The sequence below is a fragment of the Thermoanaerobacter thermocopriae JCM 7501 genome (assembly GCF_001310975.1).
Lineage (GTDB): Bacteria > Bacillota > Thermoanaerobacteria > Thermoanaerobacterales > Thermoanaerobacteraceae > Thermoanaerobacter > Thermoanaerobacter thermocopriae.
On the sequence record NZ_BAZY01000041.1, the window covers coordinates 1 to 14,343 of the forward strand.

Genomic DNA, 14,343 nt, shown 5'->3' on the forward strand with positions numbered 1-14,343 from the left:
TAAATAAACTTTGTATAAATTGACATTCTTTATTATATTTCTACATTAGTTACAAAAATCCTTCTTCCGGTTCATAAAAATTTTCTTACTTATTTGTCGAAAATTCCAAAGATGATTCTTTATGGTTTTAAATTTGTAGCTGTTAAATACTCCTCTATAGTAAAGAACCTTTTTTAAATGCTCTTTCATATTGTTTTGGCCAGTCTTCCCTTGAAGTGTAGGTATGCAGAACCCAATAGGGATTTCTTAAAAGTTCTCTTCCTAGTGCAACTAAATCTGCCCTTTTATTTGAAAGAATTTCTTCTGCAAGCTCTTGTGTTGTTATTAATCCTACTGCAGAAGTTTTTATATTACAGCGTTTTTTAATTGTTTCAGCATATTTAACTTGATATCCGGGATATAGGTTTATATCAGCACTTAAAAGTCCTCCACTGCTTACATCAATTAAATCAACTTTGTCTTTTATCATGTTGATGTAGTCTACCATCATATCTATATTTATTCCGCCTTCAATGTAATCATCTGCAGATACGCGCACAAAAATAGGTTTGGTTTGGGGCCAATTTTTTCTAACTTCTTCTATCACTTCAATTAAAAATCTTGCCCTATTTTCAATGCTACCACCGTATTCATCTTTTCGCTTATTTGAAAGAGGAGAAAGAAATTCGTGGATTAAATAGCCATGAGCTGCATGTATTTCAACCACATCATATCCTGCTAGGTGAGCCCTTCTGGCAGCTTCTCCAAAAGCTTTGACTATAGATTTTATCTCCTCAATGGATAATTCTCTTGGAAGTTTGTAGTTGTCTCCTGCTTTAATAGGGGAAGGCCCTACAACATCTTCATAAAGTATATCACATTTTCTTCCTGCATGAGCAAGCTGTATTCCCACCGCAGCGCCATTTGCTTTGCATATGTCTACAATTTTTTTTAATTCTTTAGCTTGCTCATCATTCCATATTCCAAGGTCACGGTCAGTTATTCTTCCTCTACTTTCAACAGCTGTGGCTTCTTGCATAATAAGTCCTACTCCACCAATAGCCCTTGTGGCATAATGAACTATGTGCCAGTCGTTTGGTATTCCCTCTGTAGAAGCTGTATACATACACATGGGAGACATCATGATTCTATTTTTTATTGTAATGTCCTTTATCTTTAAAGGTGTATGTAAAATACTCATAAACATTCTCCTTTCTTGAGTTTTCTAATTTTAATCATAATACATAACTTTTCAAAAACCAAATTTGAAAAGTCTGTGTCAAGATTTTGCAAGTATTACCTACTGAAATTTTACCCAGACATTTAAAAAAGTATTTAACCTTAATGTGTTTGAAGCAATTTTAATGATAGTTAAAAAAAGAGCAATTTTTTTGGAAAGTATTTAAAATTTTTTAGTAAATGTAAACGATAGATTATTGAAAATTTACAAATAATTTAGTTGACTAAAGTTAAAGTTGCTGATAAAATAACAAGTAACTTTATTCAAGTTTACATTTTTAAATTGATAAAGATAAAAAGTGATGAAGGTGAGCGGTATGCGTTGAGGCTCAAGAGAGCCGGTGGATGGTGCAAACCGGTGCCAAGACGCGTATTTCCTCGCACTGGAGCTGTATAGCTGAAGGGCGATAAGCTTATTAGGCTATACCGGGATTACCCGTTACAGTTCAAGTTGCAAAACTTGGTGAGGCTATTGCCGTGAGGTAATAGCGAAAACAGGTGGTACCGCGTGGAGAAAATCCTCGCCCTGTAATTTAGGGTGGGGATTGATTTTTATATAGGGGGGTGGTAATTTGCACATTATCTCTGTCCTTGTTAACAATCATCCAGGAGTTTTATCAAGAGTAGTAGGTCTATTTTCTAGGAGAGGTTATAATATTGAGAGCCTTGCAGTAGGTACGACAGAAAGAGAAGACATTTCAAGGATAACTTTGACAGTGGGAGAAGATGAATATACAGTTACTCAGGTGATACGGCAACTTAATAAACTTGTAGATGTGTTGAAAGTACAAAACATAGGAGCTAGGGATAATGTTTCTCGAGAATTGCTGTTAGTTAAAGTAGGTTATGATTCAAATACAAGAGATGACATAATGCATATTGTGGATACTTTTAGAGCAAAAGTTATAGACATTTCTATTGACTCCTTAATCATAGAACTTACAGGAGATAATGAAAAGATAAACGCTTTTATAAATTTAATTAATAAATTTGATGTAAAAGAGCTTGTTAGAACAGGACTTGTATCTTTAGAGAGAGGTAGTAAAACATTGAAAGAATATAAGGGGGAATTGTAATGGCAAAGATGTATTATGATAAGGATGCGGATTTGAATTTACTTAAGAATAAGAAAATAGCAATAATAGGGTTTGGAAGTCAAGGTCATGCTCATGCGCTTAATTTAAGAGATTCTGGACTTGATGTGGTAGTTGGCCTATATAAGGGAAGTAAATCGAAAGAAAGGGCAGAAAAAGAAGGGCTTACAGTTTTAACGGTGGAAGAAGCGGCTAAAGTAGCAGATATCATAATGATGCTGATACCAGATGAAAAGCAGGCAGAAGTTTATAAAGAAAGCATAGAAAAAAATCTTACAGAAGGAAAAGCTTTGGCTTTTGCTCACGGTTTTAACATACATTTTAAACAGATTATTCCTCCAAAAAATGTAGATGTGTTTATGGTAGCTCCAAAGGGTCCAGGACACCTTGTAAGAAGAGTATACCAAGAAGGAAAGGGAGTTCCAAATCTTGTAGCAGTGTACCAAGATTACACAGGAAAGGCTTTTGAAATAGCATTAGCCTATGCAAAAGGAATAGGAGGCACACGAGCAGGTGTTATTGAGACTACATTTAGAGAAGAGACAGAAACAGACCTTTTTGGAGAACAAGCTGTTCTTTGCGGTGGAGTTACTGAACTCATGAAAGCTGGATTTGAAACATTAGTAGAGGCTGGTTATCAGCCAGAAATAGCTTATTTTGAATGTGTGCATGAAATGAAACTCATAGTTGACCTCATATACGAAGGTGGATTTAGTTATATGAGATATTCTATTTCTGATACTGCAGAATTTGGAGACTATATGACAGGCAAAAGAATAGTAACAGAAGAAACTCGAAAAGAGATGAAAAAAGTTTTGAGTGAGATACAATCGGGTAAATTTGCAAAGGAGTGGCTTTTAGAAAATCAAGTGGGAAGACCGCAGTATAATGCTATGAAAGATAAAGAGGCAAGTCATCTTATTGAAAAAGTCGGCAAAAGTTTGAGAGAAATGATGGCCTGGATTAAAAAAGAATGAATAAGGAGGTAAATGTTAATGGGGGTAAAAAGAGTCATTGTTTTTGACACTACTTTAAGAGATGGTGAACAGACTCCCGGCGTCAATTTTAATATTAACGAAAAATTTGAAATAGCAAAACAATTGGCAACTTTAGGGGTTGACGTTATAGAGGCAGGATTTCCAGCAGCTTCCAATGGAGATTTTGAAGCGGTAAAAAACGTTGCTGATAAAATAAAAGGTGTTACTATTGCTGGACTGGCAAGGGCTGTAAAGGAAGATATAGATAGAGCCAGTAATGCTTTAAAAAACGCTGAAAGATCGAGATTGCACGTTTTTATCGCAACTTCTGATATACATCTTAAATACAAACTTAAGATGTCGAGAGAAGAAACACTTAAAAGAGCTGTCGAAATGGTAAAATATGCAAGAAGAAAATTTGATGAGATTGAGTTTTCAGCAGAAGATGCTTCAAGAACCGACTGGGACTTTTTGGTAAAAGTTTTTAGCGAAGTAATTGAGGCAGGAGCAAATGTAATAAATATTCCGGATACCGTAGGGTATGCGATGCCAAGAGAATTTGGAGAACTCGTAAAATACATCAAAAATAATGTCCCTAACATAGATGGAGTAATTATAAGTGCCCATTGTCATAACGATCTAGGGCTTGCTGTAGCAAATTCTCTCTCTGCCATAGAAAACGGAGCGACTCAAGTAGAAGTAGCAGTGAACGGAATAGGAGAAAGGGCAGGAAATGCAGCATTGGAAGAGGTAATAATGGCGTTAAATACTAGAAAGGATTATTTTGGCCTCGTTCACGGAATAAATACCAAAGAAATCTACAATACCAGCAAATTAGTAAGCAAACTTACAGGAATTGATATTCCACCTAATAAAGCGATTATAGGTGCTAATGCCTTTAGGCATCAAGCTGGAATTCACCAACATGGAATTATTAATAACAGGGCAACTTATGAAATAATGAAACCAGAAGATATAGGAATAAATCCCGATACTTTTGCATTAGGTAAGCTTTCAGGAAGAAATGCTTTTGAATTGAAAGCCAAACAATTAGGGTACAATCTTTCACCGGGAGAATTAAATGAGGCCTTTAGAAGGTTTAAAGATTTGGCAGACAGAAAAAAGGTCATTATAGATGAGGATATAAGATTTGTGGTAGAGGAGACATTAGAAGAATTTAGAAGTTTTAAGGAGGGAGAAGCTTGGGCTTAACATTGACACAAAAGATATTGTCGGCAAAAATTGGTAGAGAGGTCAAAGCAGGAGAGTTAATAGAAGTAGATGTAGATATGGTGTTGGGCAATGACGTCACTGCTCCTGTTGCTATAAAGGAATTTGAGAAAATAGGAAAAGAAGAGGTGTTTGACAAGACTAAAATTGCCCTTGTTCCTGACCATTTTGTACCTAATAAGGACATAAAATCGGCAGAGCAAGTGAATATAATGAGAAAATTTGCAAAAAAACATGGAATAGTGAATTTCTTTGAAGTAGGGCAAATGGGGATAGAGCACGCTCTTTTACCCGAGAAAGGACTTGTACTTCCCGGGGATGTGGTGATAGGTGCCGATTCTCATACATGCACTTATGGCGCTCTTACCTGTTTTTCTACAGGTGTAGGAAGTACTGACATGGCGGCAGCAATGGCTACTGGCAAGGCATGGTTTAAAGTACCGGAAGCTATAAAATTTGTATTAAAAGGCAATTTACAAAAATGGGTAAGTGGAAAAGATGTTATCTTGTATATAATCGGAAAAATAGGAGTTGACGGAGCTTTATACAAATCTATGGAATTTACAGGGAATATAAAAGCTTTGTCAATCGACGATAGATTCACAATTGCCAATATGGCAATAGAAGCAGGGGCTAAAAACGGTATTTTCGATTTTGACGAAATTACCGAGGCATATGTTAAGGGGAGAGCAAAAAGAGAATATAAAGTGTTTGAAAGAGATGAAGACGCCGAGTACAGTGAAGTTTATGAGATAAATTTAGATGAGATAAGACCTCAAGTAGCATTTCCTCATTTGCCTGAAAACACTAGAAGCATTGATGAGGTTGGAAAAGTGAAAATAGATCAGGTAGTTATTGGCTCTTGTACGAATGGACGTCTCTCAGATATGGAGATAGCGTATAAGATACTAAAAGGCAAAAAGGTTCATCCTGATGTAAGACTTTTAATTTTCCCTGCCACACAGGAAATATACCTTGAATGTGTCAAAAGAGGTTACATTGAGGAGTTTATAAAAGCAGGCGCCGCAGTTTCTACTCCTACTTGTGGACCTTGCCTTGGCGGGCACATGGGAATTTTGGCTAGAGGAGAAAGGGCGTTGACAACTACTAACAGAAATTTTGTAGGAAGAATGGGACATCCTGAAAGCGAAGTGTATCTTTCAAGTCCAGCTGTTGCGGCTGCTTCGGCTATTGCAGGATATATCGTAAGTCCAGAGGAGGTGGAATGATGCAAGGGAAAGCCATAAAATATGGGGACAATATAGATACAGACGTTATAATACCAGCGAGGTTTTTAAACACTTCAGATCCACAGGAATTGGCACAGCATTGTATGGAAGACTTAGACAAAGACTTTAAGAATAAAGTTAAAGAAGGAGACATATTGGTGGTAGGTGAAAATTTTGGTTGTGGCTCTTCCAGAGAGCACGCGCCAATCGCTATTAAAGCATCTGGTATATCCTGTATAATTGCCAAGTCTTTTGCCAGAATTTTTTTTAGAAATGCGATAAATATAGGGCTTCCAATATTAGAATGCAAAGAAGCGGTAGATGGGATTGAAGAAGGAGATATGGTCTTGGTTGATACAGATAATGGAATCATAAAAAATTTGACTAAGGGAACGGAATTTAAAGCTCAACCTTTTCCTGAATTCATAAAAGAAATAATGAAATATGGTGGACTTATAAATTATGTCAGAAAGAAGGTGTGACATTGTTTAAAATTGCAGTACTGCCTGGAGATGGAATTGGACCTGAAGTTATAGAAGAAGGATTAAAAGTTTTATCTGCTATAGAAAAAAAATATAAACTGAAATTTGATGTAAAAAAATATCACTTTGGGGGAGAAGCTATAGACAAATACGGTGTTCCATATCCGGAAGAGACAAAAAATGCGTGTCTTTCCAGTGATGCTGTACTTTTGGGAGCAGTGGGAGGCCCCAAATGGGATAACCTTGAGGGAGATAAAAGGCCAGAAGCAGGGCTTCTAGCTTTAAGAAAAAGCCTAGGGGTTTATGCAAATCTAAGGCCTGCTGTTCTTTATCCTCCTTTAAAAGAAGCTTCACCTTTAAAGAATGAACTATTAAAAGAGGGTTTGGATATTCTTGTGGTAAGAGAACTTACTGGTGGAATTTATTTTGGACCGAGAGGAACAGTTACTATAGATTATGGTTTTAAGGCTTATGATACAGAAGTGTACCAGACCTCAGAAATAGAAAGGATAGCGGTCATTGCCTTTGAAGCGGCTTTAAAGAGAAAGAAAAAAGTCACTTCTGTAGACAAAGCAAACATTTTGGATTCTTCAAGATTGTGGAGAAAAACAGTAGACGAGGTAAGTAAGAGATATCCTGAGGTTGAATTAAATCATATGTATGTAGATAATTGCGCAATGCAACTCGTTAAAAATCCTTCTCAATTTGATGTAATTCTCACTTCCAATATGTTTGGCGATATATTAAGTGACGAGGCTGCACAAATTGTAGGTTCTATAGGAGTACTTCCTTCCGCTAGTTTAAGAGAAGATAAAGTAGGACTTTATGAACCTATACACGGTTCTGCTCCAGATATTGCTGGAACAAAAAAAGCAAATCCTTTAGCTACAATACTGTCAGTTGCTATGATGCTGGAATATTCTTTTAATCTACTTGATGCTGCTAATGACATAAAGGATGCAGTAAATAAAGTTTTAGAGGCAGGTTATAGGACTTTTGATTTGGGAGAAGGAATAATTTTAAATACTCAGGAGATGGGAGATAAAGTGGTGGAGTATATAAAGGGGTGAGGATATTGATAAGCGAAAGCATAAAAAAGGGAGTCGAAAAGGCACCACATAGGTCACTTTTATATGCTTTAGGCTTGACTTATGAAGAGATAAAAAGGCCTATTATAGGAGTTGCAAATTCGAAAAACGAAATTATACCAGGACATATTCACCTTGACAAAATAGCTGAAGCTGTAAAAGCAGGCATCAGAATGGCTGGAGGAACTCCTATAGAGTTTTCCACTATTGGTGTTTGTGATGGCATTGCCATGAACCATAAAGGTATGAAATATTCACTGGGAAGTAGAGAGCTTATAGCAGATAGTATAGAAATCATGGCTACAGCTCACGGTTTTGACGGGCTTGTGCTTATACCTAATTGCGACAAAATAGTACCAGGAATGCTTATGGCAGCAGCACGCCTAAATATTCCTGCAATAGTTGTAAGCGGAGGCCCAATGCTTGCAGGAAAGTGTAATGGTGATGTGTGCGATTTAAGCAGCGTTTTTGAAGCTGTAGGAGCCATAAAATTGGGAAAATCTCGGATGAAGACCTTTATAAAATAGAACTTAACGCCTGTCCTACTTGCGGTTCCTGTTCGGGAATGTTTACTGCAAACACTATGAATTGCTTGACAGAAGCTTTAGGAATGGGGCTTCCAGGAAATGGTACGATTCCGGCTGTTTATTCTGAAAGAATAAGACTTGCAAAGCAAGCTGGAATGAAAATCATGGAGCTTGTAGAGAGAGGAATTAAGCCTTCCGATATACTCACAAAAGAGGCATTCATAAACGCTTTTAGTTTAGACATGGCTTTAGGCGGTTCCACAAATACAATTTTGCATTTAAAGGCTATAGCCCATGAGGCAGGGGTAGAAATATCTCTTGATGAAATAAACGATATAAGCGGGAGAGTACCCAATTTATGTAAGTTAAGCCCAGCGGGAAAATACCACATAGAGGACTTGTATTTTGCAGGGGGAGTATCGGCTGTTTTAAAAGAACTGACGAAAGCTAACCTTATAAATGCTGAAGTGTTAACAGTTACGGGAAAGACATTGGGAGAGAATATAAAAGACGCGAAAATTTTAAATCATGATGTGATAAGGCCAATAGACAATCCTTACAGCAGTACTGGAGGCCTTGTGATAATGTACGGTAACATTGCAAAAGAGGGAGCTGTTGTAAAAGCATCTGCAGTAGCAGAGGAGATGCTAAGACACGAAGGACCAGCAAAAGTATTTGATTCTGAAGAAGAAGCTATTAAAGCAATATATGGAGGAAAAATACAAAAAGGCGATGTAGTTGTAATAAGATATGAAGGACCAAAAGGTGGACCGGGAATGAGAGAAATGTTAAGTCCTACTTCAGCCCTTGCAGGTATGGGACTTGACAAAGATGTGGCACTTATAACAGACGGTAGATTTTCAGGTGCAACAAGAGGAGCTTCCATAGGACACGTCTCTCCGGAAGCTATGGAAGGAGGAGAAATAGCTATACTTCAGGATGGAGACATAATTGAAATAGACATACCAGCAAGAAAAATTAATGTCAAGTTAAGTGAGGAGGAAATAAAAGAAAGACTAAAAAAATGGGTGAGACCTGAGCCGAAGATTAAAACTGGTTATATGGCAAGATATGCTAAACAGGTAACTTCTGCAAGTAAAGGAGCAGTTTTTAAGGGGGGAGCCTTGTGATATTAAAAGGTGCACAAGTTGTAATAGAAGTTTTAAAAGAAGTAGGTATTGATACCATATTTGGCATACCTGGAGGAGCAGTTATCCCTATCTATGATGCACTGTATGATTCTGATTTAAGACACATATTAGCAACACACGAACAGATGGCGGCACATATGGCAGATGGCTATGCAAGAGTTACTGGAAGAGTAGGGGTTTGTTTTGCTACCTCTGGCCCTGGTTCTACCAATCTTGTTACGGGCATAGCCAATGCTTATATGGATTCTGTACCTGTTGTGGCGATAACAGGACAGGTGCCTACAAATCTTATAGGAAAGGATGCTTTTCAAGAAGTAGATATAACAGGTATTACAATGCCTATAACTAAACACAACTTTATTGTAAAGTCTCCTGATAAATTAACAGATACTATAAGACAGGCATTTGCAATTGCTAAGAGTGGAAGACCAGGTCCTGTATTAGTAGATATTCCAAAAGATATACAAAACGCCGATATAGAATATGTAAAGGGAATAGGAGATAGTATTGATATAAAAAACGATATCAATGGAGTAGTTTCGCAAAAAGAATTAGACAAAGCTATAGAGCTTATTTTACAAAGTAAAAAACCTGTAATCTTTGCAGGAGGAGGAGTGATTTGGGGAGAAGCATCAAACGAACTCGTAGAATTTGCCGAGAAGACCAATATACCTGTTGCTACTTCTTTGATGGGATTGGGAGCTTTTCCAGAAGACCATCCTTTGTCATTAGGTCTTATTGGTATGCATGGAAGCAGATTTGCGAATTTGGCTGTGTATAAATCAGACCTTGTGATAGCGATAGGGACGAGATTTAGCGACAGAGTTGCTGGCAAAGCAGGAGGACTTGCACCAAATGCTAAAATAATCCATATTGATATTGACCCTGCAGAATTAGGGAAAAATGTAGAAGTAGATGTAGCAATTATAGGTAAAGTAAAAGAAGTTTTAAGACTCTTAATGAATAAACTTTCATTCATTGAAAGAAAGGAATGGTTAGAGGAAATTTCTTTCTTGAGAGAAAAGCACGGATTAAAGTATAAAAACGATGAAGTTTTAAGGCCTCAGTGGATAGTAGAAAAAATTCAACAGCTTTCAAACGATGACCTTATAATAGCCACGGAAGTGGGACAAAATCAAATGTGGGCTGCGCAGTATTATAAATTTAAGCAGCCGAGGACTTTTGTTACCTCAGGAGGACTCGGGACAATGGGCTTTGGGCTTCCTGCTGCAATAGGTGCACAGGTGGGAAAGCCAGACAAAAGGGTTGTGAACATTGCAGGTGATGGAAGTTTAAGAATGAATATACATGCTTTGGAGACAGCTGCAGTATACAATATTCCGGTTATAACGGTATTACTCAACAACCGGACTTTAGGTATGGTAAGACAATGGCAAAATCTTTTGTACAATAAAAGATTTTCGCAGACAGATTTAAATGCAAATTTAAACTTTGCAAATCTTGCCAATGATTTTGGAGTAGAAGGAATAAGAGTGACAACAAAAGAGGAATTTGAAAAAGCTTTTAAAAAAGCCTATAGTCAAAAAAGACCTTTTATGATAGAATGTATTATAGACAAAGACGAAATGGTGCTTCCATTTATCCCCGCAGGTGGAACTGTTGAAAATACAATTGGATAAAACCTTCAGGGATCGGTGAAATTCCGTACCGGCGGTATAGCCGCGAGCCTTTTGGCAGACTCGGTGAAATTCCGAGGCCGACAGTTAAAGTCTGGATGGGAGAAGGAGAAATATTCCCCAGGGAATATGTTCTCTGGGGGTTTTTTTAACCCTGGAGGTTTAACCTTCAGGATTTTTTAGTATAGGAGGGATTAAATTGGAAGAATATATGAAAAGGGCTTTAACGCTGGCTAAAAAAGGATGGGGATACACAAACCCTAATCCACTTGTGGGTGCTGTAATAGTTAAAAATGGAAAAATAATAGGTGAGGGTTATCATGAATATTTTGGAGGGCCACATGCTGAAGTAAATGCATTAAAAAATGCAGTTGAAAATGTTGAAGGTTCTACTATGTTTGTAACACTTGAACCTTGCAGCCATTATGGCAAAACGCTCCTTGTGTTGAAGAAATAATTAAATCTGGCATTAAGAGAGTGTATATAGCGATGGAAGACCCAAATCCTAAGGTTAGCGGGAACGGTATAAAAAGGTTAAAAGAGGCGGGAATAGAAGTACATGTGGGGATGATGGAGAAAGAAGCGAGGAAACTCAACGAAATATTTGTTAAATATATTACGACAAAATTCCCCTTTGTGATATTAAAATCTGCTATGAGTATTGATGGTAAGATTGCTTGTTATAATGGAAATTCTAAATGGATTACAAATGAGAAATCAAGAAAATTTGCTCATAAAATAAGAGGACGGGTATCCGCCATTATGGTTGGGGTAAATACAGTAATTAAGGATAACCCAATGCTTACAACAAGGTTGGAGGGGTATAAAAATCCTGTAAGGATTATTGTGGATAGTAGAGGTAGAATTCCACTTGACTCAAATGTAATAAGAGACAAAACGGCAAAAACGATAATTGCTACAACAGAACTTATGCCAAACAATGTGAGAAAGAAGCTTGAAGATATGGATATTGAAGTTATTACCTTAAAGAACGACAGTGGAAAAGTACCTTTAAAAGAGCTAATGATAAAACTTGGAGAGAGGGGGATTGATAGTGTATTGATTGAAGGCGGTGGGACATTAAATTGGTCTGCATTTAAAGAGGGAATTGTTGATAAAGTTATGTTTTTTATATCACCTAGAATAATAGGAGGAAAAAATGCTTTAACACCTGTAGAAGGTATAGGTTTTTCGGATATAGGAAATTCAATAGAATTAAAAGATGTGGAGATTGATAGAATAGATGATGATATACTAATAACAGCATATGTAAGAAAGTAGGTTATGGCGTATGTTTACTGGAATTATAGAAGAAACAGGAACTGTTAAGAATATTACACATGGTACTTTTACAAAAATTGTTATAAAATGTGGCAAAGTCCTTGAGGAAACAAAAATAGGTGATAGCATAGCAGTTAACGGTGTATGTTTAACTGTTACTAATATATCAGACGAAAGTTTTGCGGCTGATGTTATGCCTGAAACCATGAGGGCAAGTAATTTAAAAGATCTGAAAACTGGAAGCATTGTCAATCTTGAAAGAGCACTTCAAGTTGGAAGGAGAATGGGCGGGCATATTGTAACTGGCCATATAGATTGCGTTGGAAAAATCATAGAGAAAAGGCAGGAAAAAAATGCTTTTATATTTAAAATAGCTATCAATGAGAAATTTACAAAATACATTGCCCGTAAGGGAAGTATTGCGGTTGATGGTATAAGTTTAACGGTTGTTGAGGATGGATATGATTATTTTACTGTTTCAGTTATTCCACATACAATGCTTAAGACCACATTGGGTTATAAAGGGGTAGGAGATAGTGTAAATATCGAAGTTGATATACTTTCTAAGTATGTAGAAAAACTAATAGGGAAAAAGGATATAAAAGATTTATTAAAAGAAAATGGATTTATATAGATGTTGATGACTTTTCTAAGTTAAGGAGGAAAGACCAATGTTTGATAGGATAGAAGATGCAATAGAAGATATAAAGCAAGGGAAAATGATTATTGTGGTAGATGATGAAAATAGGGAAAATGAAGGCGACTTAGTTATGGCAGCAGAAAAAGTTACAGGAGAACACATTAATTTTATGATAAAATATGGACGGGGTCTTGTATGTGTTCCGATGACAGAAAAGAGACTTAATGAGCTTGGCATTTACCAGATGGTTGAGAATAATACTGACCATAAAGAAACTGCTTTTACTGTATCTGTAGATTATAAAGAATGTACCACTGGTATTTCTGCATTTGAAAGAGCGCTGACAGTGAAGAAATTAGTAGACGATAATTCAAAGCCGGAAGATTTTACAAAGCCAGGACATATCTTTCCTTTAAGAGCCAAAGATGGTGGTGTATTAGTAAGGGCAGGGCATACAGAAGCGGCTGTAGACCTTGCAGTTCTTGCAGGACTCAAACCCGCTGGAGTAATATGCGAAATCATAAAAGACGATGGAAATATGGCAAGGTTGCCTGACCTTTTAGAGTTTGCAAAAAAATTTGGATTAAGAATCATATCTATTGAAGATTTGATAAAGTACAGAATGAAAAATGAAATACTTGTGAGAAGGGTAGCACAGGCGAAACTTCCAACGAAGTATGGAAATTTTGAAATTGTTGGATATGAAGAAATATTAACAGGAAAACAGCATGTAGCTCTGATTAAAGGAGATGTAAATAAAGAACCTGTACTTGTAAGGATACATTCTGAATGTCTTACAGGGGATATATTAGGGTCGCTAAGATGTGACTGTGGTGACCAGCTTCATGCGGCAATGGAAAGAATAGGACAGGAAGGAGGAGTACTAGTTTATCTGAGGCAGGAAGGAAGGGGCATAGGACTTTTAAACAAGATTAAAGCGTATCATCTGCAAGATCAAGGGCTTGATACTGTTGAAGCGAATATTAAGCTTGGTTTTCCACCCGATTTAAGAGAGTACAATATAGCTGCACAGATTTTGAAAGATATAGGAGTTAAAAAGATAAGGATTATGACAAATAATCCGCAAAAAATTACGGAATTATCAGACTATGGCCTTGATGTTGTAGAAAGGGTTTCTATAGAAATTTGTCCAAATCATTATAATGAAAAATACCTCAAGACAAAAAAGGAAAAAATGGGACATCTAATTTTGGAAGTGTAAAATGCTACAAAAAAATGAATTAAATGTAATTATTAAGTATATAATGAAAGAATATTAATAAGGAGAGTGTATAGTTTATGAAAATATATGAAGGAAAACTTATAGCAGAAGGAAAGAAATTTGGAATTGTAGTAAGCAGATTCAATGAATTCATAACGAACAAACTTCTCGAAGGGGCCCTTGATGCCCTAAAAAGGCATGGTGCTTTAAATGAAAACATTGAAATTGCGTGGGTACCTGGAGCATTTGAAATACCACTTATAGCTAAAAAGATGGCTGAATCTAAAAGGTATAATGCAGTAATTGCACTTGGAGCAGTAATAAGAGGAGAGACACCCCATTTTGATTATGTTGCAAATGAGGTATCAAAAGGTATTGCAAAAATATCTCTTGATACAGAAGTTCCAGTTATATTCGGTGTTCTTACCACAGATACAATTGAGCAAGCTATTGTAAGGGCGGGAACAAAAGGTGGCAATAAAGGTTTTGAGGCAGCCGTTACCGCAATAGAGATGGCAAATCTAATGGAGGAAATAAAATAAGGGCAAAATGCCCTTATTTTATTTA

The 14,343-nt window shown here is 36.6% G+C and carries 11 protein-coding genes, 2 pseudogenes, 1 riboswitch and 1 other annotated feature; of the genes and pseudogenes, 12 read left to right on the forward strand and 1 reads right to left on the reverse strand.

Annotated elements, in window-relative coordinates; genetic code table 11:
- Positions 1–154: 154 nt before the first annotated feature.
- The gene (gene namA / locus JCM7501_RS11335; RefSeq protein WP_013149502.1) at positions 155–1,180 is read right to left on the reverse strand and encodes an NADPH dehydrogenase NamA; all 1,026 of its coding nucleotides are present in this window, start codon (positions 1,178–1,180) and stop codon (positions 155–157) included.
- A gap of 331 nt (positions 1,181–1,511) precedes the next feature.
- Positions 1,512–1,750, forward strand: a binding site (T-box leader).
- Between the two features lie 40 nt (positions 1,751–1,790).
- Between namA and ilvN the strand changes: the two genes are divergently transcribed.
- From ilvN to ribH, 12 genes and pseudogenes are all read left to right on the forward strand, one after another.
- Complete coding sequence (gene ilvN, locus JCM7501_RS11340; protein WP_013149503.1) at positions 1,791–2,294, forward strand: acetolactate synthase small subunit; 504 nt, start codon at positions 1,791–1,793, stop codon at positions 2,292–2,294.
- The gene (gene ilvC / locus JCM7501_RS11345) at positions 2,294–3,289 is read left to right on the forward strand and encodes a ketol-acid reductoisomerase (protein ID WP_028992521.1); all 996 of its coding nucleotides are present in this window, start codon (positions 2,294–2,296) and stop codon (positions 3,287–3,289) included. Before ilvN ends, ilvC begins: the two co-directional genes overlap by 1 nt.
- An 18-nt stretch (positions 3,290–3,307) precedes the next feature.
- Positions 3,308–4,501: a 2-isopropylmalate synthase gene (locus tag JCM7501_RS11350; RefSeq protein WP_013149505.1), complete on the forward strand. Its 1,194-nt coding sequence runs from the start codon at positions 3,308–3,310 to the stop codon at positions 4,499–4,501.
- Positions 4,492–5,748: a 3-isopropylmalate dehydratase large subunit gene (gene leuC, locus JCM7501_RS11355; protein ID WP_028992522.1), complete on the forward strand. Its 1,257-nt coding sequence runs from the start codon at positions 4,492–4,494 to the stop codon at positions 5,746–5,748. The genes JCM7501_RS11350 and leuC overlap by 10 nt, the downstream gene beginning before the upstream one ends.
- Positions 5,748–6,230, forward strand: a complete 483-nt coding sequence (gene leuD / locus JCM7501_RS11360) for a 3-isopropylmalate dehydratase small subunit (protein WP_012994197.1) — start codon at positions 5,748–5,750, stop codon at positions 6,228–6,230. Before leuC ends, leuD begins: the two co-directional genes overlap by 1 nt.
- A gap of 2 nt (positions 6,231–6,232) precedes the next feature.
- Complete coding sequence (leuB, locus tag JCM7501_RS11365) at positions 6,233–7,300, forward strand: 3-isopropylmalate dehydrogenase (protein WP_012994198.1); 1,068 nt, start codon at positions 6,233–6,235, stop codon at positions 7,298–7,300.
- A pseudogene (gene ilvD / locus JCM7501_RS11370) lies at positions 7,297–8,975 on the forward strand (dihydroxy-acid dehydratase). The gene leuB and the pseudogene ilvD overlap by 4 nt, the downstream one beginning before the upstream one ends.
- Positions 8,972–10,636, forward strand: coding sequence for a biosynthetic-type acetolactate synthase large subunit (gene ilvB / locus JCM7501_RS11375; protein WP_013149507.1), 1,665 nt, complete (start codon positions 8,972–8,974; stop codon positions 10,634–10,636). The pseudogene ilvD and the gene ilvB overlap by 4 nt, the downstream one beginning before the upstream one ends.
- Positions 10,634–10,747: riboswitch (FMN riboswitch) on the forward strand. (Overlaps the previous gene by 3 nt.)
- A gap of 85 nt (positions 10,748–10,832) precedes the next feature.
- Positions 10,833–11,914: pseudogene (ribD, locus tag JCM7501_RS11380) on the forward strand (bifunctional diaminohydroxyphosphoribosylaminopyrimidine deaminase/5-amino-6-(5-phosphoribosylamino)uracil reductase RibD).
- 10 nt (positions 11,915–11,924) lie between these two features.
- A complete protein-coding gene (locus JCM7501_RS11385; protein ID WP_028992525.1) occupies positions 11,925–12,548 on the forward strand; it encodes a riboflavin synthase in 624 nt (207 codons plus the stop codon).
- A gap of 37 nt (positions 12,549–12,585) precedes the next feature.
- The gene (locus JCM7501_RS11390) at positions 12,586–13,776 is read left to right on the forward strand and encodes a bifunctional 3,4-dihydroxy-2-butanone-4-phosphate synthase/GTP cyclohydrolase II (RefSeq protein ID WP_013149509.1); all 1,191 of its coding nucleotides are present in this window, start codon (positions 12,586–12,588) and stop codon (positions 13,774–13,776) included.
- A 77-nt stretch (positions 13,777–13,853) separates the two neighbouring features.
- The gene (ribH, locus tag JCM7501_RS11395; RefSeq protein ID WP_028992526.1) at positions 13,854–14,318 is read left to right on the forward strand and encodes a 6,7-dimethyl-8-ribityllumazine synthase; all 465 of its coding nucleotides are present in this window, start codon (positions 13,854–13,856) and stop codon (positions 14,316–14,318) included.
- Positions 14,319–14,343: the final 25 nt, after the last annotated feature.